Origin of the sequence: Roseateles paludis (assembly GCF_039872745.1) — a bacterium.
Taxonomy (GTDB): Bacteria; Pseudomonadota; Gammaproteobacteria; order Burkholderiales; family Burkholderiaceae_C; genus Pelomonas; species Pelomonas paludis.
This window is the reverse complement of record NZ_JBDPZD010000006.1, coordinates 244,675-268,772: the sequence shown is the minus strand read 5'-3', so window position 1 is coordinate 268,772 and position 24,098 is coordinate 244,675. Positions and strand designations below refer to the sequence as shown.

Annotated in this window: 22 protein-coding genes; 6 read left to right on the top strand and 16 right to left on the bottom strand. The window is 65.2% G+C overall.

Annotated elements, in window-relative coordinates:
* Positions 1-112: 112 nt before the first annotated feature.
* Positions 113-940: a UDP-2,3-diacylglucosamine diphosphatase gene (locus tag ABDJ85_RS18185; RefSeq protein ID WP_347706214.1), complete on the top strand. Its 828-nt coding sequence runs from the start codon at positions 113-115 to the stop codon at positions 938-940.
* Between the two features lie 3 nt (positions 941-943).
* Here ABDJ85_RS18185 and asd read toward each other — a convergent pair whose 3' ends face one another.
* Positions 944-1,861: an archaetidylserine decarboxylase gene (asd, locus tag ABDJ85_RS18180; RefSeq protein WP_347706213.1), complete on the bottom strand. Its 918-nt coding sequence runs from the start codon at positions 1,859-1,861 to the stop codon at positions 944-946.
* 56 nt (positions 1,862-1,917) lie between these two features.
* Here asd and ABDJ85_RS18175 point away from each other — a divergent pair, with 56 nt between their 5' ends.
* From ABDJ85_RS18175 to ABDJ85_RS18165, 3 genes are read left to right on the top strand one after another with little or no spacing between them, the layout of a single operon-like run.
* Positions 1,918-3,567 carry an aminotransferase class III-fold pyridoxal phosphate-dependent enzyme gene (locus tag ABDJ85_RS18175; protein ID WP_347706212.1) on the top strand — a complete coding sequence of 550 codons (1,650 nt, stop codon included), beginning with the start codon at positions 1,918-1,920 and terminating at the stop codon, positions 3,565-3,567.
* A gap of 28 nt (positions 3,568-3,595) precedes the next feature.
* Positions 3,596-3,922 carry a TA system antitoxin ParD family protein gene (locus ABDJ85_RS18170; protein WP_347706211.1) on the top strand — a complete coding sequence of 109 codons (327 nt, stop codon included), beginning with the start codon at positions 3,596-3,598 and terminating at the stop codon, positions 3,920-3,922.
* Between the two features lie 7 nt (positions 3,923-3,929).
* On the top strand, positions 3,930-4,703 hold the full coding sequence (locus tag ABDJ85_RS18165; protein WP_347706210.1) for a hypothetical protein: 774 nt from the start codon (positions 3,930-3,932) through the stop codon (positions 4,701-4,703).
* 5 nt (positions 4,704-4,708) lie between these two features.
* On the opposite strand, the gene ABDJ85_RS18160 is transcribed toward ABDJ85_RS18165, so the two are convergent.
* Positions 4,709-5,320, bottom strand: coding sequence for a DUF962 domain-containing protein (locus tag ABDJ85_RS18160; RefSeq protein WP_347706209.1), 612 nt, complete (start codon positions 5,318-5,320; stop codon positions 4,709-4,711).
* A 123-nt stretch (positions 5,321-5,443) separates the two neighbouring features.
* On the opposite strand from ABDJ85_RS18160, the gene ABDJ85_RS18155 reads away from it, so the two are divergent.
* On the top strand, positions 5,444-6,691 hold the full coding sequence (locus ABDJ85_RS18155; protein ID WP_347706208.1) for a glycosyltransferase family 4 protein: 1,248 nt from the start codon (positions 5,444-5,446) through the stop codon (positions 6,689-6,691).
* Here the strand turns inward: ABDJ85_RS18155 and lplT are convergent.
* From lplT to ABDJ85_RS18110, 9 genes are all read right to left on the bottom strand, one after another.
* Positions 6,678-7,901 (bottom strand): lysophospholipid transporter LplT, encoded by a 1,224-nt coding sequence (lplT, locus tag ABDJ85_RS18150; RefSeq protein ID WP_347706207.1) that lies wholly within the window; start codon positions 7,899-7,901, stop codon positions 6,678-6,680. The genes ABDJ85_RS18155 and lplT overlap by 14 nt on opposite strands.
* A 113-nt stretch (positions 7,902-8,014) precedes the next feature.
* Positions 8,015-9,334: a UDP-glucose dehydrogenase family protein gene (locus ABDJ85_RS18145; protein WP_347706206.1), complete on the bottom strand. Its 1,320-nt coding sequence runs from the start codon at positions 9,332-9,334 to the stop codon at positions 8,015-8,017.
* A gap of 38 nt (positions 9,335-9,372) precedes the next feature.
* Complete coding sequence (locus ABDJ85_RS18140) at positions 9,373-9,741, bottom strand: HepT-like ribonuclease domain-containing protein (RefSeq protein WP_347706205.1); 369 nt, start codon at positions 9,739-9,741, stop codon at positions 9,373-9,375.
* On the bottom strand, positions 9,738-10,028 hold the full coding sequence (locus tag ABDJ85_RS18135) for a nucleotidyltransferase family protein (protein WP_347706204.1): 291 nt from the start codon (positions 10,026-10,028) through the stop codon (positions 9,738-9,740). Before ABDJ85_RS18135 ends, ABDJ85_RS18140 begins: the two co-directional genes overlap by 4 nt.
* 59 nt (positions 10,029-10,087) lie before the next feature.
* On the bottom strand, positions 10,088-11,095 hold the full coding sequence (locus ABDJ85_RS18130; RefSeq protein ID WP_347706203.1) for an NAD-dependent epimerase: 1,008 nt from the start codon (positions 11,093-11,095) through the stop codon (positions 10,088-10,090).
* Positions 11,096-11,150: 55 nt separating this feature from the next.
* Positions 11,151-11,900 carry a WecB/TagA/CpsF family glycosyltransferase gene (locus ABDJ85_RS18125; protein WP_347706202.1) on the bottom strand — a complete coding sequence of 250 codons (750 nt, stop codon included), beginning with the start codon at positions 11,898-11,900 and terminating at the stop codon, positions 11,151-11,153.
* Positions 11,893-13,047 (bottom strand): glycosyltransferase, encoded by a 1,155-nt coding sequence (locus tag ABDJ85_RS18120; protein ID WP_347706201.1) that lies wholly within the window; start codon positions 13,045-13,047, stop codon positions 11,893-11,895. The genes ABDJ85_RS18125 and ABDJ85_RS18120 overlap by 8 nt, the downstream gene beginning before the upstream one ends.
* Positions 13,044-14,192 (bottom strand): glycosyltransferase family 4 protein, encoded by a 1,149-nt coding sequence (locus ABDJ85_RS18115; RefSeq protein WP_347706200.1) that lies wholly within the window; start codon positions 14,190-14,192, stop codon positions 13,044-13,046. The genes ABDJ85_RS18120 and ABDJ85_RS18115 overlap by 4 nt, the downstream gene beginning before the upstream one ends.
* Positions 14,193-14,320: 128 nt before the next feature.
* On the bottom strand, positions 14,321-15,385 hold the full coding sequence (locus ABDJ85_RS18110) for an acyltransferase family protein (protein WP_347706199.1): 1,065 nt from the start codon (positions 15,383-15,385) through the stop codon (positions 14,321-14,323).
* Positions 15,386-16,539: 1,154 nt separating this feature from the next.
* On the opposite strand from ABDJ85_RS18110, the gene ABDJ85_RS18105 reads away from it, so the two are divergent.
* Positions 16,540-17,913 carry a hypothetical protein gene (locus ABDJ85_RS18105; protein WP_347706198.1) on the top strand — a complete coding sequence of 458 codons (1,374 nt, stop codon included), beginning with the start codon at positions 16,540-16,542 and terminating at the stop codon, positions 17,911-17,913.
* A gap of 28 nt (positions 17,914-17,941) precedes the next feature.
* Here ABDJ85_RS18105 and ABDJ85_RS18100 read toward each other — a convergent pair whose 3' ends face one another.
* From ABDJ85_RS18100 to ABDJ85_RS18080, 5 genes are all read right to left on the bottom strand, one after another.
* Positions 17,942-18,844, bottom strand: a complete 903-nt coding sequence (locus ABDJ85_RS18100) for a glycosyltransferase family 2 protein (protein ID WP_347706197.1) — start codon at positions 18,842-18,844, stop codon at positions 17,942-17,944.
* A complete protein-coding gene (locus ABDJ85_RS18095) occupies positions 18,841-20,232 on the bottom strand; it encodes an O-antigen ligase family protein (protein ID WP_347706196.1) in 1,392 nt (463 codons plus the stop codon). Before ABDJ85_RS18095 ends, ABDJ85_RS18100 begins: the two co-directional genes overlap by 4 nt.
* An 84-nt stretch (positions 20,233-20,316) precedes the next feature.
* Entirely contained in the window at positions 20,317-21,432 is a 1,116-nt protein-coding gene (locus tag ABDJ85_RS18090) for a glycosyltransferase family 4 protein (RefSeq protein ID WP_347706195.1), read from the bottom strand.
* Positions 21,432-22,523, bottom strand: coding sequence for an alpha-1,2-fucosyltransferase (locus ABDJ85_RS18085; RefSeq protein WP_347706194.1), 1,092 nt, complete (start codon positions 22,521-22,523; stop codon positions 21,432-21,434). The genes ABDJ85_RS18090 and ABDJ85_RS18085 overlap by 1 nt, the downstream gene beginning before the upstream one ends.
* A gap of 52 nt (positions 22,524-22,575) precedes the next feature.
* Positions 22,576-24,033: an oligosaccharide flippase family protein gene (locus ABDJ85_RS18080; RefSeq protein WP_347706193.1), complete on the bottom strand. Its 1,458-nt coding sequence runs from the start codon at positions 24,031-24,033 to the stop codon at positions 22,576-22,578.
* Positions 24,034-24,098 lie beyond the last annotated feature (65 nt).

Genomic DNA, 24,098 nt, shown 5'->3' with positions numbered 1-24,098 from the left:
ACCCCACCCCGGCCCCGCCCGCCGCCTTGCCCTAACCCATCCCCCGAAGTAGTGCCCCCCCGAACCAGCCCTGACACGCCACCGTCACCCGGCCCCGCCACCATGACGGGCCATGGTGCTCGACCCCGACTCCCAGCCGCCCAAAATCCACGTCCGCACAGCCTGGATCTCGGACCTGCATCTGGGCACGCCCGGCTGCCAGGCTGAGGCCCTGCTCGACTTTCTGCGCGACCTGGACTGCGAGACCCTCTACCTCGTCGGCGACATCATTGATGGCTGGCAGCTGCGCCGCTCCTGGTACTGGCCGCAGGCCCACAACGACGTGGTGCAGAAGCTGCTGCGCAAGGCCCGCAAAGGCACGCGCGTGATCTTTGTGCCGGGCAACCACGACGAGTTCGCCCGCAAATACGTGGCCCACAACTTTGGTGGGGTGGACGTGATGGACGAGTGTCTGCACGTCACCGCCGACGGCAAACGCCTCTGGGTCACCCACGGTGATCTGTACGACGGCGTTGTCCAGCACGCGCGCTGGCTGGCCATCATGGGCGACGTGGCCTACGAGTTCACGCTCAAGGTCAACCGCTGGTTCAACCACTGGCGCGCCAAGCTCGGGCTGCCCTACTGGAGCCTCTCCAAATACCTCAAGCACAAGGTCAAACGCGCCGTCGCCTTCATTGACGACTACGAGTGCGCCGTCGCCCGCGAGGCCAAGAAGCGCGGCGCGCATGGTGTCGTCTGCGGCCACATCCACCATGCCGAGATTCGCGAGATCGACGGCGTGCTCTATTGCAACGACGGCGACTGGGTCGAGAGCCTCACCGCCCTGGTCGAGCACCACGACGGCCGGCTGGAGATCATCGACCGCAGCAGCGAGGCTCTGGTGCCGCAGAGTGCGACGGCTGAGCCCGCCGTGCAGCTGCCACTGCCCGTGGTGGAGTAAGCCTCAGGCCTCGACGAAGGCGTGCTGCGGCACGCGCATCAAGGCCTCGCCGGCCTTGACCCGCACGCCCTCGGCAATGCCCTCAGCCAGCGCAAAGCCTGCCGGCGCGAACACGATGATGGTCGAGCCGTGCTCGAACCAGCCCAGCTCCTGGCCCTTGGCCACGCGCGCGCGGCAAGGCATCTCGTTGGGGCCGCGCCGCTTGAGGTGCAGCAGCACGTCCAGGAAGTGCAGGCGGATGCTCGCCACCAGGATGGCCGCCACCGGCACCAGCGCAAAGGGCTGCTGCCCACCCTCGGCCAGGTGGCCGCGCAGCACCGCCCGCTCATTGCGGCAGAACAGCCGCTCGATACGCTGGAGCGCAATCGGGTTCACGTTCCAGGTGTCGCCGCTCAGATAGGTCACGTGCTCCAGCACCGCGTCGTGCGGGGCGTGGAAGCGGTGGTACATCGCCGAGGTCAAGCGCAGCGTCACATACCAGCCGTTCTCAAACGGGCTCGGGTCCTGCGTGGGCCCGAACAGCTCGGCAATCGAGTACGGGAAGCCCTTGGCCTGGTAGAGCTGCCCATCCACCACGCGGCCGCAGGCGCCCACGATGCCATCGCTCGGGCTGCTGAACACCTCCGGGCGGGCATCAAAGGGCCGGCTGCCGGCTTTCAGCTCGCGCGTGAAGCAGTCGTGCAGGGACTCGAACTCCGTCTTGCGCGCGTCGCGCAGGTCCAGCGCGGTGAAGCGCGTCCACAGCCAGATGCCGAAACGTGTGAACGCGCGGCTGCGCACTTTCGACAAGCGCCCCACCAGACGCGTCAGGGCGATGCGCGGCACGCGATTGGTCAGCAGGAAGTTCAGGTCTTCATGCGCCCCCAGGCGGGCCAGCCAGCCGTGCCGCGCGGATGTGGTCGTCACCGTTTCGTCATTCATGACGCTGTCAAGCGCGGCGGGTACATCTCCAGCTGTCTTCACTCAGTCTCCCGTTCATGGACGAAACCTTGACGCTCTCGGCATTGGCACTCGGCGTGCTGGCCCTGCTCCCGGCCGCCAAGCGCCGGCTGGAGCTGTCGCGCGCCAAGCACCGCTCGTTGGCTGGCCATTCGCGCATGGCCAAGCGGCTGGCGCGTTGGTTGCCCGGTTATGCCTACGACGACAGCACCTGGTTCAACAGCGACGGCGCCCCCGAGAGCGTCGCCTCTCAGCGTCGCACAGCCCTGTTGCACCTTGGTGACGAGTTCCGCACGCGCTACCGCCACTCGGCAGCCATGACCGCACAGGCCCGCACCTCCATCTCCGACCTCGCCTTCACCGGCCGCTACCGCGTGCCCTTCCAGTACTCGCCTTTGCTGCGCGAGCACCTGCAGGTGGGCGCCTTCCTGCGCGCCAGCGAAGGCGTGCAGGTCGAGGACCTGGACGGCAACCGCTTCTACGACCTGACCGGCTCCTACGGCGTCAATGTGCTGGGCTACGACGCCTACAAGGCCTGCATGGCCGAGGGTGCCCGTGCCGCCGAGTCCCTGGGCCCCGTGCTCGGCAGCTACCACCCCTGCGTGCTGAGCAATGCCGAGCGGCTCAAACGCATCTCCGGGCTCGACGAAGTCAGCTTCCACATGTCCGGCACCGAGGCCGTGATGCAGGCCGTGCGCCTGGCCCGCTATCACACCGGCCGCAAGCGCCTGGTGCGCTTTTGCGGGGCCTATCACGGCTGGTGGGAGGACGTGCAGCCCGGCCCCGGCAACCCACTGCCCCCGCGCGAGACCTACACCCTGCAGGACATGGCCGAGCGCTCGCTGCACGTGCTGGCCACACGGCGCGACATCGCCTGCGTGCTCGTCAACCCGCTGCAGGCCCTGCACCCCAATGCCAACGCCCCGGGCGACTCATCCCTCATCGACGGTAGCCGCCGCGCGCACTACGACAAGGCCGCCTACACCGCCTGGCTCAAGCGCCTGCGCGAGGTCTGCACCGCGCGCGGCATCGTGCTGATCTTTGACGAAGTCTTCGTCGGCTTCCGGCTCGCGCCCGGCGGTGCGCAGCAGTACTTCGGCGTCCAGGCCGACCTCGTCACCTACGGCAAGACCCTGGGCGGCGGCCTGCCCATCGGCGTGGTCTGCGGCAAGGCCGCGCTGATGAAGCGCTACCGCGAGGACCGGCCCGCCGACCTCTGCTTTGCACGCGGCACCTTCAACGCCCACCCGTATGTGATGGCGTCCATGTCCGCCTTCCTCGACCGGTTGGAAACCCCCGAGACCCGCACGCTCTACCAGGGCCTCGACGACACCTGGAACCGCCGCGCCGCCAGCCTCAACGCCCAGCTCGAAGCCGCCGGCCACCCCGTGCGCGTCGCCAACCTGCAAACCATCTGGACCGTGCTCTACACCCAGCCCGGCCGCTACCACTGGATGCTGCAGTTCTACCTGCGCCAGCAGGGCCTGGGCCTGTCCTGGGTCGGCACCGGCCGCTTCATCTTCAGCCTCAACTACACCGAGGCCGACTTTGCAGAAGTCGCCCGCCGCTTCCTCGCCGCCTGCGAAGCCATGCGTGAGGGTGGTTGGTGGTGGCGTGATGAAGGGCTGACGACGAAGCGGATCCGGCGGAGTGTGTTGCGCGAGACACTGGCGCAGCTTGCGTGGTAATCTGCCACACAACCTCGATCTTCCCGCCATGTCGTCCAACTCCGTTCGCATCAGCGCCGAGCTTTTCAACACTGCCCGGGATGAAGGGGCCGTGCTGTCGCGCTCAACGGCACAGCAGGTGGAGCACTGGGCCCGCCTTGGGGCGGCGCTGGAGGCGACGGGGCTGAGCGTTGCGCAAGTGGCTGCACTGCTCCAGCGCGAGGCGGCCGGCGACGCGGCTCTATGGGCCCACAAGCGCGCCCAGCAACAGGCCGACATGAAGAACGCCCGGGCAGGCCGTGTCAGCCAGAAGCAGCTGAGCTGGTTCTCTGGCAACAAGGCCAAACGCGTGAAGCTGCGCGACACGCCGTACTGAACTCACCATGGCCACGCGCCCCGCGCTGCCGCCAGGCGAAGCGCCCCTGAACGCGGCCACGGTGGATCGTCTGCTGGCCAACCTGGGGGCGGACATGGTGCTCGTCGGCGGCCAAGCCCTGGCCTTCTGGATGAGCCGCTTCGGCGTCGACGCCGACGGGGTGGCCATCTCCAACGATGGCGATGCGCTGGGCTCCGTTGAGCGCGCCACCCAACTGGCCGAATCGCTTCAGGCCCGCCTTGAACTGCCTGCTCGGTCCAGCCGCACCGCCATCGTCGCCCAGCTGCGCTTACCTGGCCCTGGAGGCGACGCGCGCAACATCGACGTGCTGCACCAGCTCTACACCATCGCTGGCCCGCGCAAGTCCGCCGAGTTCACACGGCGTGTCATCGCGGGCAGTGTCGAGGTCGAGTGGCGCCCTGGGCGCCTCATCAGGGTGATGGAGCCTTTCGACGTGCTGGAGTCGCGGGCGCAGAACGCCGTCGGGCTGCTGGAGGACAAGGGCCCCCATGTCGTCACCCAGTCGCGGTGGGCCGTGCTGGTCGCCCAAGAAGCCCTGCTGCGACTGGCGCGGGATGCCGCCTCGGCCCAGCGCCTGGGCGCTCAGCTCCAGCGCGTCTACACCCTGGCCCGCAGCCAGGTTGGCAAACGGCTGCTGGCCGAGCGCGGCGTGGAGCTGCTGGAGGCCGTCGATGTCGAGGCGCTTCGGGCCCTGGCGCCCACCCATTCGCGCCAACTGGATGCCATCAAGCGCTCCGCCGCGCAGCGGCGCGGCCCCTGACGCGCTCAATGCTGCTCACGCACATGCAGCATCGGATCCAGCAACTCCCCCTTCAGCAAGTACAGCGGCGCCTTGCGATACAGCACAGCGTCGTGGAAGGGGTCAGTGATGATCTTGGTGGCCCAGGCCACGCCCTCCATCAGGCTGCGGGTCAGCCACAGCTGCACAACGCGCAGCAGCAGGCCCGCCACGCCGAGGCAGAACCAGGCCATGCCGACATCCTCGACGTAGCCGCGCAGGTCGGTGGCGGGCTGGATGGTGCCGAACAGTGAAGGCGTGAGCCACAGCAGCACGGGCAGGGCCACCCACACGGCCATCAGCACAATCTTGCGCTGGATGTTGTAGCCCACCTTGATCTCTTCCTTGTACTCGTCGGTCACGTTGTTGACGTGGTCAAAGCCGCGCGGCTCGAAGAAGAAGTGGCCGGCCTGGCGTGTGGTCATCGAGACGCCCCAGGCCAGCAGTGCCGCCCAGGCCGGGTTGATGAAGACCAGCCCATACGACACCAGAAAGGAGAGCGCGCTGACGAAGTGCAGGCTCTGGTTGATGCGGCTCTGGTGATAGAAGCGGTGGTCGTCCCAGCGCTGGGTCTTCAGGGTCTCGAAGAATTGGTTCATGTCGTTGGCAGCTTGTGCATGCGCGGCCAAGTGCCGCAGCACGCATGGTTGCGCCGCTGCATGAAAAGCGCGTGACGGGCCGCTGTCATCGTTCTGTTGCAGCGCATGCTCACCATCTGCGGCATGAACACCGCCACCGCCCTCGCCGCCGAGCCACAGGACTTTGATGTCAAGGAGCTGCCGGCCCCGCGCCACTCGCGCCGCCTGGCGGTGGTGACCGAGACCTACCCGCCCGAGGTGAACGGCGTGGCCATGTCGATGGCGCGCGTGGTGGACGAGCTGCACCGCCGCAATCACGACGTGCAGCTGATCCGCCCGCGCCAGCCCACCCATGCCTCGGGTGCCAATGCCCATGTGGACGAGGTGCTGACGCGCGGCCTGCCGGTGCCGCTCTACCCCAACCTGCGCATGGGCGTGCCGTCCAAGCGGGCGCTGGTGCAGCTGTGGGCCAAGCACCGGCCCGACGTGGTGCACATCGCCACCGAGGGGCCCCTGGGCTGGTCGGCGCTGCAGGCCGCGCAGCACCTGGAGCTGCCCGTCACGTCGGACTACCGCACCAACTTCCACGCCTACGGGCGCCACTACAAGGTGGGCCTCTTCTCCAAGGCCATCCTTGGCTACCTGCGCAAGTTCCACAACCGCTGCGACGCCACCATGGCGCCCACCGAGCACATCCGCCGCCTGCTGGCCGACCAGGGCTTCGAGCGCCTGCACACGGTGGGCCGGGGCGTGGACACCCAGCGCTATGACCCCGCCCGCCGCAGCGACCTGCTGCGCGGCGAGTGGGGCGCCGGGCCGGACGACCTCGTCTGCGGCTACGTGGGCCGCCTGGCCCCCGAGAAGAACCTGCTGGCTGTGGTGGCCGCCTTCCGGGCGTTGCTGCGCCAGCAGCCGCGTGCGCGCCTGGTGTGGGTGGGCGATGGGCCCATGCGCGCCGAGCTGCTGGCCCGCGTGCCCGAGGCGCACTTCGTCGGCCAGCGCAGCGGCGACGACCTGGCCACGCACTACGCCAGCCTCGATGTTTTCCTCTTCCCCAGCCTGACCGAGACCTTTGGCAACGTCACCACCGAGGCCCTGGCCAGCGGCTGCGCGGTGGCGGCCTTCCGCAGCGCGGCGGCGGGCGAGCTGATCGACAGCGGCCTCAATGGCGTGCTGGCGCAGGACGAGAGCGAAGCCGCCTTCGTGGCCGCCGCGCTGCAGACGGGGCATGACCTGGCCACCCGTCGCCGCCTGGGCGCGGGTGCGCGCCGCACCGCGCTGCGCCTGAGCTGGGCCGAGATCGTCAGCCAGTTCGAGACCGTGCTGGAAGACGCCATCACCCGCCGCGAGATCCGCAGCGCGCTGGGTCAGCTGAGGCTCAGCCAGTCCTGACCGCCCCGTGCTGCAGCGCCCGCGTGCGCAGCAGCAAGCCGCCCAGCGATGCCGCCACCAGCAGCCCGAGGCCGCACAGCAGGCTGACGATGTCCAGCCCCTGGTGCAGGCACAGCGCGTAGACGCCCAGCATGGCCAGCACGCTCAGGTTCTCGTTGAAGCCTTGCACCGCAATCGAGCTGCCCGCCGCCAGCAACTGGTGGCCGCGATGCTGCAGCAGCGCGTTCAGCGGCACCACCATCGCGCCACCCACCGCGCCCACGGCCAGCAGCAGGCCAGCGGCCAGCGGCACCGTCTGCACCTGGGCCAGCAGCGGCATCAAGAGGCCCAGCGCCACGCCCGCCCACAGCATGCGCGGCGCATGCCGCAGCGCCACCCAGCGCCCGGCCGCCCAGGCGCCCAGCACCACGCCCACCGCCACGGCGGCCTGCAGGTAGGCGGCCTGGTCCAGCGGCAGGGCCAAGCGCTCCTGCGCCCAGCGCAGCACGGCAAATTGCAGCGTCGCGCCCACGCCCCAGAAGATGGTCGTGGCGGCCAGCGAGAGGCCGCCCTCGGCGTCACGCCACAGGCGCAGGTTCGCGGCCCAGAACTGCCGGCATGAAGGCTGCCGCCCCCCGCGCGCGGGCGCCCGCCGGTAGCCGGTATCGGGGATGAAGGCATTGAGCCCGCTCGACAGCAGGTACAGCGCCAGCAGCGCCGCCAGTGAGCCCTGCAGGCTGCCCGCCAGGCCCAGCCAGGCGGCACTCACGAGCCAGCCTCCCAGCCCCGCACCCAGCAGCGCCGCGCCCACCACGGTGATCTCGATCCACGCATTGGCCCGCACCAGCAGCGGCGCCGGCACCAGCTCCGTCACCAGCCCGTATTTGGCCGGCGCATAGCCCGCCGCTCCCAGGCCCACCAGCGCCATTGCCAGCACCGGGTGCAGGCCCGCCAGCATGGCCAGCAGGCCGGCCAGCTTCACCAGGTTCATCACCGCCATCACGCGGCCCTTGGCGTGCGCATCGGCCAGCGGCCCGACCCAGGGCGCCAGCGGCACATAGGCCGCGATCAGGCCCACCTTGAGCAGCGGCGCCCACCAGGCCTGCAGCCCTTGCGCCTGCAGCAGCGCAATCGCCACGATCAGGAGCGCGTTGTCCGCCAGGGCCGACGCAAACTGCGCCCCCATCAGCCAGCCAAAGCCCCGTGGCAGCCCGCCCGGGGCGGTCGTCATCGACACCGTTCCGCCATGCAATCAGCATCGCTGTGCGGCATGACGCGGCCATGAAAAAGGGGCCCCGCAGGGCCCCCGTTTTTTGCCAGCTCTTTGCCTGCGCGTGCGTGGCTTCAGCGCCCGATGCCGCTGTACTCGAAGCCCAGCGTCTTCATCAGCTTGGGGTCATAGAGGTTGCGGCCGTCAAAGACCACCGGCTGCTTCAGCGCGGCCTTGATGCCGTCGAAGTCCGGGGTGCGGAATTCCTTCCACTCGGTGACGATCAGCAGCGCATCGGCGCCGGGCAGCACCTCCTCGCCACGCGTCACAAAGGTGAGGCCAGCCTTGTCGCCCACGATGCGCTTGGCCTCGGTCATGGCCACCGGGTCATAGGCCACCACGGTGGCGCCGCGCTTGATCAGCTCGTCAATGATGACGAGGGACGGCGCCTCGCGCATGTCGTCGGTGTTGGGCTTGAAGGCCAGGCCCCAGAGCGCGAACTTGCGGCCCGCGAGGTTCTCGCCAAAGCGGCTGGTCACCTTCTGCACCAGCACGCGCTTTTGGTGCTCGTTGGCCTCTTCCACGGCCGTCAGCACCTTGAGCGTCATGCCCGCGTCGGCGGCCGACTTGACCAGCGCCTTCACGTCCTTGGGGAAGCAGGAGCCACCGTAGCCAGCGCCGGGGAACAGGAACTGGTAGCCAATGCGCGGGTCAGAGCCAATGCCGCGGCGCACCAGCTCGATGTCGGCGCCCAGGCGCTCGGCCAGCAGGGCCAGCTCGTTCATGAAGCTGATGCGCGTGGCCAGCATGGCGTTGGCTGCGTACTTGGTGAACTCGGCGCTGCGCACGTCCATCACCAGCATGCGGTCCTGGTTGCGCGTGAAGGGCGCATAGAGCGCGCGCATCAGCAGCGTGGCCTGTTCGTCGTCCGAGCCCACCACGATGCGGTCGGGCTTCATGAAGTCCTCCACCGCCGCGCCTTCCTTCAGGAACTCGGGGTTGGAGACGACCGCGTAGCCAATCTTCACGCCGCGCTTGTCCAGCTCTTCCTGGACGGCCGCGCGCACCTTGTCGGCCGTGCCCACGGGCACCGTGCTCTTGTCGACGATGACCTTGTATTCCTTCATCCGCGCACCGATGGAGCGCGCCGCCGCCACCACGTACTGCAGGTCGGCCGAGCCGTCTTCGTCGGGCGGCGTGCCCACGCCGATGAACAGCAGCGTGCCGTGCTGCACCGCCGCGTCCACGTCGGTCGTGAACTGCAGGCGGCCGGCCTCCACATTGCGCTTGACCACCGCGTCCAGGCCCGGCTCGTGAATGGGGATGCCCCCCTCGTTCAGGATGCGAATCTTCTCGGGGTTCACGTCCAGGCAGACCACATGGTTGCCCATTTCTGCAAGGCAGGCGCCCGTGACGAGGCCCACGTATCCGGTGCCGATGGCGGTAACTTTCATGTTCGATGCTCGGTGAATGAAGCTTGGGGAAAGGGAATTCAGGCGTTGGCTGGCGGCAGCGTCAGCAAGGAGGCGACAGCGTTTCTCAAGGGGGGCAGGTCGTGCTGAATCGTCTGCCACACCAGGTGCAGGTCCACCTGGAAATAGCCATGGGCCAGCACATTGCGCATTTCATAGGCTGCCCCGAGGGGCAGTTCTGGGTGAAGCTCGGCAAATCCGGGCGCATGGCGCTCCAGGTTGCGGCTGGCCTCGCCAATGATTTCCAGATTGCGGATCACGGCATCCTGCACCAGGCTATCGGCCGTGAACGCAGCCTCATCAAGCCCGGCCGTGTAGGACTGCACCTTGTCGATCGCCGCGACGATGTGCTGGAGAAAGTCAGGCACACGCGCCGGGTGCTGGCTCATACCCGCAGGCTGCGCTCAAGCACGTCTGCACGCACTCGCTCTGGCAAAGAGGCGGGCGTCACCACGTCCACCTGCAAGCCCAACAGTCGGCTCAGGTCACGGCGCAATGCGCCCAAGGTGAACAGCGTGGTGGCCGGCCCCGGCTCGATCAACAGGTCCAGGTCACTGCCTTCAACGTCTTCGCCGCTGGCGGCCGAGCCAAACACGCGCACGCCTTGCATGCCATGGCGCTGCACCACCTCGCGGATGGCAAGGCGATGCTGGGCAAGGGCGTGCGAAGGCTTCATGACGGCTGCGGGGATGTCATAAATGATAGCCAGCGACTTTGACGCTTCAGGGAAAGCGCTCAAACCTTGTAGTACTCGCGATACCACTTCACAAAGCGGCTGATGCCCTCGGGCACCGGCATCGCGGGGCGGAAGCCGGTCCACTGCGCCAGTTCTTCCACGTCCGCGTGCGTGGCCGGCACGTCGCCGTCTTGCATGGGCATGTAGTTCTTGATCGCCTCTTTGCCCACCGACTGCTCGATCGCCTCGATGAAGCTCATCAGCTGGATGGGTGCGTGGTTGCCGATGTTGAACACGCGGTAGGGGGCGCTGGAGCGCGCCGGGTCGGCCTGCACCGGGTCATAGGCCGGGTCGCCCGTGGCCACACGGTCCAGCACGCGGACCACGCCTTCGGCGATGTCGTCGATGTAGGTGAAGTCGCGGATCATCTTGCCGTGGTTGAACACGTTGATGGGCCGCCCTTCAATGATGGCCTTGGTGAACAAGAACAGCGCCATGTCCGGCCGGCCCCAGGGGCCATACACCGTGAAGAAGCGCAGGCCCGTGGTGGGCAGGTTGAACAGGTGCGAATACGTGTGCGCCATCAGCTCGTTGGCCTTCTTGGTGGCCGCGTAGAGGCTGATGGGGTGGTCCACGCTGTGATGCTCTGAGAAAGGCATCAGCGTGTTGCCGCCATAGACGCTGGAACTGGACGCATAGGCCAGGTGCTGCACCCCGTTGTGGCGGCAGCCCTCCAGGATGTTGGTGAAGCCAACGATGTTGCTGTCGATGTAGGCGTGCGGGTTCTCGATGGAATAACGCACCCCGGCCTGCGCCGCCAGGTGCACCACCCGGTCGGGCCGATGCTTGGCAAACAGCTCGGCCATGCCGGCCCGATCGGCCACGTCCAGCTTGATGAACTCAAACCCCGGCTTGCCCGTCAACCGCGCCAGGCGGTTGTGCTTGAGCTGCGGGTCGTAGTAATCGTTCAGGTTGTCGATACCCACGACCTGATCGCCCCGACCCAGCAGGATCTGGCTGACGTGCATGCCGATGAAGCCGGCTGCGCCGGTGACGAGTACCTTCAAGTCCGTTCTCCTAGGCTTCGATTTCTGGGAAGTGCAGCCGCGCATTCTCGCAAGCTCACCGCCCCAGCAGCTGCTTCGCGGCCCCCCAGATGAAGAGAGAGTTCGTGATGAGATACCGGCGCCACAGGCGGCGCGGCTCGCTGCACAGCCGGTGCAGCCACTCCAGCCCCGCCCGCTGCATCCAGGCTGGCGCCCGTTTCAGGGTGCCCGCGTGGTAATCAAACGCCGCCCCCACGCCAATCATCACGGCCTGCACCTGGCCCCGGTGCGCCGCCATCCACAGCTCCTGCTTGGGGCAGCCCAGCGACACCCACACCGTGCCAGCGCCCGAGGCGTTGATCAAGGCAATGTCCCGGGCGGCTTCGGCCTCCGTCAGCGGCCTGAACGGCGGCGAGATCGCCCCCGCCACCACCAAGCCCGGGAACGCCGCCAACAGCCGCTGCTTCAAGAGCACCAGCGTCGCCTCAGAGCCGCCATAGAGAAAGATCGCCTCCCCGCGCTGCCCCGCCTGCTCGCAGTAGCGCCACATCAGGTCTGGGCCATTGATGCGCTGCTGGCCTGTCACGCCCAATTGCCGCAGCATCCAGGCCACCGGCGCACCGTCAGGCGTCACCATGTCGGCCTCGCGCAGCACGGCGGCAAACGTCGGGTCCCGGCTGCCCGTCACGGCCGAGTGGGCATTGCTGATGCAAACGTAGCGGCTCTCCCGGGCCGCCGCCCAGCCGGCTATGCGGCCCAGCGCCTCGGGCCAGGTCAGGGGGTCGAAGGGCTGACCAAGCACCTCGATGCGCCTGCGTTCAGCCATGCAGCGGGCCCTCGCTGATGGCTTCCTCGTAGATCTCAAGCAGCTGGCTCACATTTCGCTCCGGTCCATACAGGGCTTCATAGCGCGCACGGGCCGCACGCCCCATGGCCCGTAGAGCGTCGCCATTGGCGCGCGCCCAGGTCAACTTGGCAGCCAGGTCTTGCGCATCACCAGGCTGAAAAAGCAAGCCCGTCACACCGTCCTCTATCAGTTCCGCCATGCCGCCCAGCCTGCTTGCAATCACAGGCAGCCCGCAGGCAAAAGCCTCCACCAAGGTGCGCGGAAAGTTCTCGTACCAAATACTTGGCAACACCAAAGCCTGAGCCGCCTCCATGCGTGCCAGCACCTCTGGCATGGGCTGGCCACCTTGAAGGCGCAAGCCTGCTCGGCCAGCCATTGGCTCTGCAAGCGGGCCAGTGCCTACGACGTCTACCTCCAGGCCAGCACGCTCGGCCGCAGTTGCCAGCACCTCCAGGCCCTTCTCCGGTGACAGCCGCCCCACAAAGAGAAAGCCCTGCCGCTCGCTGTCGGCAGGCTCCTCGCGGCTCACAAAGTTCGGCTTCACGCGGATGCGCTCTGCGGGCAGGCCACCCTGAATGAACTTACTGCGGCAAAACTCGTTCAACGCGATGAAGCGGTTCACCCGCCGCTGCCAGGTGCCCAGCGCCCGGTGCACCACAAGCATCCCGGTCAGCACACCGCTCTGCACCACCGAATCCCGGTAGCAGGCTCGCACCACGCCTCGCCACGGCACACGCCCTACACAGTCCTCGCACACACGCCCCTCGCGCAGCAGCATGGCCTGCGGGCACATCAGACGAAAGTTGTGGAGCGTCTGAACCACCGGCACACCAATGGCCTGCGCCTGCCAGTGGATGGCTGGCGACAGCAGTGGGAAGCTGTTGTGCACATGCAGGACATCCGGCCGAAAGCTGGAGCACTTCGCCCGCAATGCGTCTGCGGCGGGTCGGCTCCACACCGTGCGACCCAACAAGGCCACCTTGCCCATGCCCGCGATCTCATCGTTGTGCGCCGAGAGCAACTCCACCTCGTGGCCATGGTCACGGAGCAGGCGCAGCTCGTCATCCACGACGCTGTCTTCGCCCCCTCGGTGCTGGTAGGCGTTGTGGGCGATCAGCACCCTCATGTGCGGCCCCGGCGAATCGGCGCCGCCAGCGCACCCAGCACGCCTTCGGTGAAGCGCTCGGACATGTGCGCCAGTGTGTACCGCAACGCATCCGCCCGCGCCTGTGCCGCCATGGCCGCTCGACGCTCGGGCTGCGTCAACAGCGACAGGCTGGCCTCCACAAAGGCGTCCAGCGTGTTGGCTGTCATCAAGCCGTTGCGGCCGGACTCCAAATAGGCGATTTCGGGCGAATGCAGGCCACAGTCGGTCGTCAGCATCGGCAGTCCGCCCGCGAAACTGTCCAGGATGTTCAGGCCCACGAGGCCCGGGTTCAGCATCACATCGGCCACCGACGCTGCAACCACCTTTTCCATCCCTTTGCGCACGCCGAGCGCCTTAATCCACGGCTCCTGCTGCGCGGCCGCCTGGATCACCGCCAGCTCAGGCCCTCCACCAATGACGACAAGGTTGAAACCTGGAAGGCGCTGGCGAAGCTGCCGCGCCGACTCCAGCAAAAAGTCCACGCGCTTCTCGGCGTAGAGCGAGCCTAGGTACAGCGCCACCGGGCCGCCATCAAGGCCCATTTCGCGCCGGGCCGCTGCGCTGGCCGCAGGCGTCACCGCCGCAAACTGCTCGCACAGTTCGGTCATGTCCACCGCGTTGTCCAGCACCGTAATCCGGTCCTTCGGGAAGCCAAGGCCCTCAACCAAACCACGGCTCATTTCCGTGTAGGCCAGCCACCAGTCCGCTCGCAGCGCCAGGCGAGCCTTGAAGCGCTCACGTAGGCTGGTGGCATCGCCCTGCAGATTGGCGCCGTGGCCCCATAGGGCTACACGCCGCGAGGCCGCATCAAACTGCTCGACTAGGTTGTAGACCAACTTGTTCTCGGCAGTGATCACCGTCAGCTCGGCCCCCGCAGCCAGGGCACCAAACGGCTGCCAGCACAACCGACCGCCCAGCGCATAGCGTGTAGTCAGGTGATGCGCCCAAGGCAACTGCCCACCGTCCCGCTTGGTGACCTCTTCCGGCGTTGGGTCGCCATGGGCCAGCACCAGCTCCAAGCCAGCCGCCGCCATATCGGCACGCAAACGCTCGAAAAACGGAACGCGGTAGTGAGTTAGGCGCCGCTGGACGACGAGCACCCGTCGGGGCACGGCTGGGAGCATTGGAAGGCGGGTTAGAGGGGCGGCGGCAGTGTAGTGTTTTCCCCGTTCTGCTCGCGTTACAAACTACGGGTTGCACGAGCTGTCATCGACTTCGTGCACTGTCGGCCGACCAGTTTTCACGGCCCGCTTCACTGCGATGCAGCTCGTCGTGCGCCGATCCACGCACGAGTGGCCGCTACGCCGCGGCGTTCAATCTGCGCGTAATACACGGCGGTCACTACGATGACCAGGGCTAGGCAAACTCCGACCACCGGAATCGCTAGGCCCGGTTGCACTACTTTGCTTGCGACGCGGGCGACGACGGAGACGACAGCGAAGTGGACAAGGTACTGGGAATAAGAGCTGTCACCTAGCCAAACGAGTAGCCCCACCCAACGCTTACTCTGGCCGCGGTAGGGGGGCGATGAACTCTTGGACTCCCACGCGGCCAGACCAACGATCAGCACGGTGAATCCAACGCCAAAGTACAAGCGATTCGCTTCCACATCCTGCTGGATGTGCGACGTCAAAAGTACCAACACCATGAGCAACGCAAAGCCCGCCGTAGCCAGCGCCTTCCCCACAGCGATGAGATCAAACCGCCGAAGTGCCCAGGCCGCTGCCATACCCAGACAGAACTCAAGATTTAACGGAGCCATAAGTCGATGAACCACTGGCAGCGGCGTCTCTTGAAGCCAGCCATTCGGTGCGATCAAAAGCAGCGTGCCCCAAGCCAGAACAAGCCAAGCAAACGCCATTCTTGAAGCGAAGAATGCCAAGAAAACCCCGTAGAAAAGTAGTTCGTGAACCAACGTCCACGCTTGAAGCAAAACCGGTGGCTGTTGCATAGGCAACAAGGTCAGAGAGCTCACTAGGCTCCAGCTACGTCCGCTATCGCTCAAACCAGGCATCGCACTCAGGGCGGTCGCGTAGACCAGAGTGATGGGCAGGTACGGAACAAAAATTCGAAGTAATCGCTTGACCGCATACCGCCAGGCGGCTGCAAACCCTTGCGGGTCGTCGAAATGGCTATTGAGAATGATGAAGCCCGACAGAACAAAGAACAGGTCCACGCCCAACAAGCCGAGCGGCGAATGCCCCGCCAATGGGCCAGTGGCTCCCACAAACCGCTCCGTGACCGCCACTGCGTGATGCAGGGTGACTGCGCACGCTGCGATACCTCGCAGGATCTGCAGTGAGTCAAGTCTTTTCAATCAACCTCCACCTGCAAGACTCTGTCGCCCACGTAAATCCGTTCGGATCATCACATTGCAACGTCCGAACTACTTTAGACATTGCTGATGCCGTTCTGCCGTCGCCACTATGCGGGCATGCGGTCGCGCCGGACCGGGATCTTGCCCTCTCGTAACGGGCAGCCGTGACCTGGCCGGCCAGTCGTCTGGAAGCCCACAGCGAGCGCTGCTGAAAGTCCGGGGGGTCGGCTCGACATGCGCGAGCATCAACTCAATGCCGTGTGCCGCCATGTCGGCACGCAGCCGCTCAAAAAATGGGACTCGGTAGTGGGTGAGGCGCCGTTGGACGACGAGCACTCGCCGGGGCACGGCAGAAGTCATGGACAGGCAATCTTGGAAGGCGGCGGCAGTTTAGTGGTTTCCCCTGGTTTGAAATGGTTACAAATGCCGAGGCGGCAGGGCGTGTCAGGCATCACGCCTACCCGACGGCCGGCCTGCTCAAACTGGTCCCACGCTGGCACCATCACTCAACTCTCTCCAAGGCCTTCATGTTTCCCCGCAGTACCCCCCAAAAATCCGCCTCGCCCCTGCTAGCCCTCCTGCTGATGCTCGCCGCTTGTGGTGGCGGAGCGGGAAGCGCCCCCGCTCAAACCAGCTCCACAGCGCAGACGACGCCGTCTGGTGGTGCAGCGAGTGGCGTTGAGGCCGGTCAGCAAGTCGCTTCGGTTGCCGCAGAGCCAGCCAGTGGCGCATCCTCTGCCGCTCCGGATGCTGTTGCGCAAGTTGCATCAGCGTCACCACAGGCTCGCACAGCCAAAGCGAGTAGCTCGAGCGCGACCGGCAGCACCCCTTTGCCTACTGTGACGGTCGCCACCGAATCAACATCGCCGACGGCCAAGGCCTTGGGGGTGTCCGTTTCGACCGGATCGAACGTCGCATCTGGCGGCCCACTGGTACTGACCTCTGCGGCCGTTGCTCAACCTGATACGTCGGTACTGGGTACGTCGGCAGGTGTCACGAGCCTCTCCACCAAGATCACTGCAAGCACCAGTACCACGACGGTTAGTGCAGCAGTTGCCAGTTGCAAGGAAGCCTACGTCCCTCCCCCGTCTCTCACGAGTTCCACTCCTGCAACGCGCCCCCTCGCTGGCGGCGTCTTCTTTTCGAGCGCTGAGTTGGCTGACTGGAAGGCTAGGCTCGCGAAAGGGCCGTTTCTGGTCGCCAACGACTACACGCAAGGCTCTCCCGGTGACTGGAGCAGGATCACCCAAAACGCCACTGAGTTCATAGCCAAAGGCGATCCGGGGCCCCAAGCAAGCACTTCGAGCGATGCGTATGGCCAATTGGGCAGCAAGGCCCGTGATGCTGCATTCAAATTCTTGCTGACATCGGATGGCGGTGCCTTCAGTGCAGTGCGCAGCTACCTATTGGCCCAAACCCAGAACCCGGCAGCCAACTTCCCGGCCACGCTGTGCCTGCGTGATCTGAACAACTGGAATCCAGACGCCTATTTCTTCCAGGCGAGTTGGCTGCTCCGTTACATCGTCACTTATGACTTCGTACGCAGTGCGCTGAGTTCCACCGACCGCGTCAACATTGAAAATTCCATCCGCAAGAACGCATACCTTCTCGCGACGCAAGTCGACAACGGAATGCGCAGCGTGTTCCCAAATCGCCTGAGTGGGGATTACGCAACTCGTACCTGGGTGGCCGCAACAAAGAATGGCGTCATCTCCTGGTGGAGCAAGCGGTACGACACCAACGGAGACTGCAAAGTGGACGCCGCAGATGCCGCTGCGCCCGGGCCGGTCTACGCATACGTAAGGGCGGACGGCGTGGTGGGCCCACGAATCTCGGAGCTTGCCCAGCTCTTCAACAATCGTCGTGCTACATCCGTCCTGGCGTTCGGCGCGGCCGGGGTGTTGTTAGCCGACCCAGTCCTCATCGCCAGTGCAAAGCGCTACACCTTTGAATGGCTGACATACGGCGTTTGGCCTGATGGCAGCCAAGGCGAGTACGCGCGAAATGGTGACTATTGCATCCCACAGCAAGGCGTCATCTACAGCGGAGCTAACACCGCCAGCGCTGCGCTGCTTGCCTCCATCTTGACCCGCCAGGGTGACCAGTCCATCCAGCAGTTCAGTACTCGCGAAGGCCTATTTGGCACAGAAGTCGCCGGCACGTCAGCACCCAAGACGCTGGCAACGGCTATCACTACTCAACTAGGGCTGAGCCACGGCACCATCAAGTGGTACTACCACCAGCCGTGGCAAGAGAAGCAAGACTTTTCTAGCGCTAACGCCATATTTGGCATGCGGAGTTACTACATGAAGTCAGCCAAGCCCCTGGAAAACTACCATGAGCTTGGGCTACTGCCTGCAGCCAAGCTGCTTCCGTCCGCCAATATCGCTCCCTTGGTACTGCGCGAAAAGGGTGCCACTAGCCTTCCGTTTCCCGGCGCCACTGGCAATACGGTGACCACCGGATGGGGCACCTGGACCGATCCGTTCAACGCCTTGCCAAGCGTGCTGCTGACCAGACCCAACTGACCCAAGTGCTCCGCGAACGGCACGAGACTCATCCGCGCCGGGATAGCCCGCTCAATAGCAGCTTGAAATAAGGCCAAGCGAAGTACAGAGGCCATCCGAGACCGGCGTGGCGACGAGTGAGCCTCGCCCATGAGCGCCAGGGCAAGCCCTTGCGGCTCAACATCAATTGCCATCGGCGTGACAACGGCAAAGTGCTGTCGCCATGGGTACCGCGAACCGGGTTGTTGCTGCAGGCCCCTTGGAACCCGGCAGCTAGCCTGACAGCAATGCCGGCCCTACGCGCACGCAGACCGTAGTCGATATCGCCCATCGCGTGCTCGAACGTGCCGTCAATGAGACCAATTCGCTCCACAACTGCGGTGGGGATCAGCACAACGTTGCCGTTGAACGTATCCAGGTCTTGAGGCTTTTCAGTCGGCGCTACTCGCACGAAGGTCATCGGGCGCCATCTGGAAATCCGCCGCGATCCCCCATAGCTCTGAGCCCCAGTCGTGGCATCGCAGGTACTACCGACGGCAATGGCCAGTCGCTGGTCGGCACCGCCTTGCGCCAAACAATCGATCAAGGTCGACAGTGCATCTTCAAACAGCACCGTATCGTCGTTGAGCAGCAGAAGCAGTTCCGGACGACGCTCAAACGCGAGTTGCATGGCGCGATGCATGCCGCGACACCAAAACAGCGGTGCACCAACATTCACCTCAACCTGAACCCAAGCGAAACGTTGCCGCACCTGTTGGGCAGTTCCGTCTGAACTACCGTCGTCCACCAGCACTGCACACAACTCCACGTCAGCCTTCTTTGCCGCGACCTCTAAGGCGGCAAGGCAAGCCATGGTCTTCTCTACGCGATTGAAACAAGTCAGCAGCGCACAAACACTGACCGGCGCGCTCATCGCAACCTGACTTCCATACGAAGACTGCTGATCGTTCATGCGACCCGGGGGACGTACACCGGCCGCGCTGCAGCCACCTTGCCATCGCGGCGAGAAGGAGCGCAAGCGGCAAGAGCCATCCCGATGAGACTCAGTTGGATGAAGCTGGACGCATATGCGACGTAGTAGGCCAACTGAACAACGATCAGCATGAGCAGAAGCGCCGCGTACTCTGAAACGCCGATCTCACGACGTTGACACATGCGCCAAAGCCCGCGCACCGCACTAAGCAGGGCCCAAAGCAAACCTGCAAACCCAAGCACACCGAAGCTGACCAGCTGAGTCACATAGTTGTTGTGCGCCCCATAGGCAATGCTGATGTCGCGCCCACCAGCATCGCGCACAACACGCGTCATATCGCTGCCAAGCGTGCGACCAATCAGAATGGCCCGGGGGCCCTCACCGTACCAATCCCCCAAGGTCGAGCGCCAATTGTTGAGCCGCGCCTGAACCGTTCCCTCGCCAGCCACCGCACGCTGCGCACTACTGGCCACGTCCTGCCCGACTCGTCCGCCGTACATCACGCCACCAACGAGCAGGGAAAACATGACACAAACCACGCCCACCTGCTGCCACACAGGGACATGCTTCGCGCGAGCCAACAGCAATCCAACGGCGACCCCAACAGCAGCAGCGAGCCAGACTGATCGATGCTGCAGGGCGACGACGAAGCCCAGGAACAGCGGCGACAGCAGGCGAAGCGCCGTCGCTGCGCCACCGAGGTGAGCAAAGTAAAGACCGATCAACAACGCCTGGGCTAGCACGAGGGCTTGCGGCGCCCCGATAACCCGGATCGCACCGTCGATGTTGTAGACGCCCTCTGGAGGCAACAAATCCGTGATGGGCGCGTAAAAGACCACCCAGCGATACACCGTCAAAAGAGCCAGTCCGACACCCAACCAGGCGAACGCTGCCACCAGGGCGCGCACCTGTTCTCGCGCGATCGGAAAGCTCATTGCATAGCTGGCCGCCACGATGGCGTAGAACTCGCCACGAGCTTGCACGCCGGCAGCGGTGCCCTGCGTCGCCAAGCCAATGGCCAGATTGACGAGAAAGACGCCTACGTAAAGCAGCCAGCCAGGATGCCGCCAGGGCATCTGCTTCGACACCAGCCAGCGCAGCAGCGTCACTGCCCCGAGGATGATCAAAGGCAGGTCTGCGATGTACCAACGAAGGCCCAGCTGCAAGACCGGCGCCGACTGGGTTGCAGCATCCAGCCAGAAGGTGACTGCCAACACACCCAGTCCGAATTCGAACCGGCGAAAACTGAAGTTAAAAATCAACAGCAATGCCACCGCAGCCAGGAAGGCCACAACAAAAGGCAACGCCTGAAATGCCCAATAGATCAGCTCCATCTTGAGCGCCCCTTTTCGAGATTCTTTGGACACGTGCGTGTCGTCCCACCCGCCCATCGCATGGCATCACCAGAGCGAACAACGAGAGAACAAGCGAATGCCTGGACTTGCATGAATTCAACGCACGCCATGTGATTCGACCGCCTTTGCGTAGGCCATCAACGTTTGCTCCGCACACCGCTGCCAGGTGAACACCGCAGCGCGTTGCTGAGAGTCCCTGCCAAGGGCGAGCAACCGGTCTGGATTTTCAAGCAATGACTCCAAGCAACCACGGATGTCATTCAAGTCATCGGGATCGAAATAGGCAGCTGCGTCCTCGCAGATCTCCGGAAAGCAACTGGCCTTGGCGCACGCGATGGGTGTCCCCTGCACCATAGCTTCGGTCAGAGGCATCCCAAATCCCTCGTACCGGGAGGGGAACACAAACAGCCGTGCATGTCGGTAGGCCTGAGACAGCAACTGGTCGTCCCCCTGCATCTGCCTGACCCGCCTGAGCGGGAAGCCAGACTCTTCGACCAGCTTGCGTTCTGCTGGCGTCAAAGCCCCGCCGCCAAAGCAGACGAGCTGCAGGTCTGGCGGCAGTTTGTTGGAAGCTCCGAGTGCACGGACGAGTCCATCAAAGTTCTTGTAGGCCTGCCGCGTGCCTACGTAGAGCAGGTAGTTGTCGGGCAGGTTGCTGGGCTTGGGGCCCTCCACCCGTGCTTGGGCAACGCCATGGTGGACGACGTGGGTCTTGCCCGCGAACTCTGGGTAAAAGCTCAACAGGTCGCGCTCGGTGGCGTGCGAGATGCAGATGACGAGGTCGGCGCGACGCATCGCTGCGAGCTTGCGCAGGCGCCGCTCTTCTGCGTTGGCAAAGTGGGACGGGAAGCGCTCGACGATCATGTCGTGGAGCGTGGTGACGCGCGCGACGCCTTTGGGCAGCCGGTCGATGCAGGCTTCGTAGCTGGTCTCGTGCCACACCGCTGGGCGCGCCGTGCGCACGGCCAGCCAGGCGAGGGGCCGCAGCACGAACGGCCGGAAACGAACGCCTCGGTTCGGACCGTCCCACGCGAAGCTCAGTGGGTGCAAAGCGTCCTGCGGGCTCAAGTAGCGATTGACGTAGGCGGGGGCCAGGAGACGCGCAGCCACGTCGCTGCGGGCATTCAGCGCTCGGGCCAGTTCCACAAAGTAGCGGGAGACGCCACCGTAGCGCTGAATGGTGAAGATCTGATGGTCGATCAGTACTTGCATCACATGGCCCGCTGCTTGGATGGATCGGGCTGTCGATGCGGCGGCACAACCCCATACCGGATGAGGTCGAGGCTGCGTGCACTGTGCCGTGCCGTGGCCTGAGCAAGCGCCTCAAAGTCAACCGCTCCGGACGCAGGCGTGGCCCAGGCTCTTTGCGCCCTGGGCTCGCGCGCCGCCATCGCGTTGGCGAGCGCTCTTTGGGTTCCCGATGCAGGCTCGCGTTGGCCAGGCTCATGCCCCCAAATCGACAGCCACCCCGGCGCACTCTCACCAAGGTTGGGCTCGTACCAAAGATACGGCGCCTCCGACAGGAAAGCAGCCCACACGCTGAAGGATGAGACGGAGCAAACCAGCAGATCGCAGCGTGAGAGTGCAAGCAGGTCGGAGCAATCGGAATCAGGGATGTCAGCCGTGAACGTGCATTGAAAACCGTCCATGAGGGTGCGAAGGCGTGCCTCCGGCGCATCCGAGACCACCAGAAACTGGACCCGACCTGCTAGCTGCTCGTGGATGCTTTGCGCCACGTTGCGGTACCACTCGGGCGGCAGGGCGACGTTGAACTTGCCGCGGTACTGCTCGGGTGGCAGCGGTGCGGCGAAGTCGCCCATCCGGACATGAACGCCGACGACCGGTAGCTCAGGGTTCAAGCGGCTGCGGATGGTGATGAGGTTCCGGGCAGCAAAGCGACTCTGGTAAAGCGTGCTGAGAGCAAAGTCGCGGGCTGCCTCAAGATGTGCCATGCCGCCCCACATCCCCTGGGTCGTGAGCAAGAGCGCTGGCTTGTCTCGGAGGCTTCGGGCGACGACAAAGCGCTCAAGCGCAAGTGCCGCGTCGCCCCCACCGTGCTGCAGGTAATCAGCCTCGGTGAACTCGACATGCGGCAGCGATGCCCGCAACGCCCGGTGAAGCAACCAATCCATTCGCGAGGTGCCGAAATGCCGCCAGTAGCGCCGTTGGTTCAGCCCAAACGCGGGCGGAAGGCAGCGTGCGCCAAGCACTTGCGCAGCAATGAAGGCGCGGCACCAGGGTATGAGTTCATTCCCCAAGCCGGCACCGCGGCCTTGCACCCAAGGCAGGCAGAACTTCAGCATGTGGGCTCCAGGTGGCTATGCAGTCGGGGCCTCGGGCAGGAGACGCTCGGCATCACGAGACCTCCAAGCGCAAAAGCCTGCACAGCCGCTTCAGTGCCGGAAAGTCAGCCGCCATTTCGCGCATGAGCCCGCCCAGCGGCCCCAAGAGAAAAGCCGGCTGCCAGAGCAGCAGCCCGACAAAGAGCGGCAGCCCAAGGACGATGGTGCCCAGCAGAGCCAGGTTGGGCGACAGCACCATGCGTGAACTGAGGGCGACCGTCGCCGCCAACAAAAGCAGCAACAGGCCGCCACGGAAAGCCAGCAGCAACTGCGCCGCCGACACCGAGAGTGCACGGGAGAGCCGCCCCAACATCCAGAGGCTGCGCGCCCAGTAAGCCGGCAAAACAACCCACACCGCCTGCTGCAAGGGCAGCGCGGCGCACAGGCAAAGCCCGGCAACGAGCAATGCGCCCGTAAGCACCTGGGCCTGGATGTCTGCGCTCACCACATTGAGTGCCCACAGGAGTGGGCCCGTGACACCCAGCAGCGTCAGCGGCAGCAGCGCAAGGCTGAAGACACCGAAGAGCGGGCCCGCCTCGGACCAGCGATGCCCATATAGCAGCGCGATGAGGGCGTCGGCGTGAACGGCCATGGCAACGAATATGGGCCAGGTCAGCAAGCTGACGCCAGCCAACATGCCGAGGTAGACCTGAGCGAGGCGTTCCGGCGCTCCCTGGAGCTTGGCCGCAGACGCAAACGCGACCGACTGCAACGACCCCAGCATGAACCCAACGGGCGCCCGAGAAAGATTGGCGGCAGCCCCGTAGGCCCCAAGAGATGCGCTACCCCAGAAACGCGCCACCAGCATGCGGTCGACGTTTTCAGTAGCCCAGTTGCCCATATTTGCCAGCGTGACCTTGAGCCCGAAGGTGCGGAGCGTTGGTTCCCCACGCAGGCTGGGGCGTAGCGGACAACGCGTCACGATGCACCCGCACACGAGGTTGTAGAGGCTGTGCAAACCAAAGCTGGCCACCAACGCCCACGCGCCGGCCCCCATCCAAGCCGCCGGCAGGCCCACGCAGCCGTAGGCGAGCGCATAGCCCGAAAGAAAGATGGTCTGAGCCCGTTTGGCATCAAGACGCCGCCGCATCAGGCTCGCAGGGATGTTGGACACCGCCTGAATGGGAATCAAGGCAGCGGCAGCGGCGATGAACGGCCACGCCTGCGGGTCACCCAGCCAGCCAGCCAGCCAAGGGGCACTCACGGCGATAACTGCGCCCGCAAGGACGGATGTGAGCGCGACCCAACCCAGCGCATAGCGGATGTCAGCGTCGGCGATGTCTTGCTTCTGGATCAAGGCCGAGCCAAAGCCTGCCTCAGAAAGGATCCACCCAAACCCCAGCACGATCAGCGCTATCGACGCTTGTCCAAAGGCTTCGGGCCCAAGCAAGCGCGCCAGCAGCAGTTGGAAGACCAACTGCAGCAGCACACGTATCAGCGCGCCTCCGTAGCTCCAGAGCAGCGCCGCCAAGGTGCGGCGACCCAGAGCCTCGGACTCACGCATGGCACCGCTCAGCTTCGATCGTTGGGCGCCAT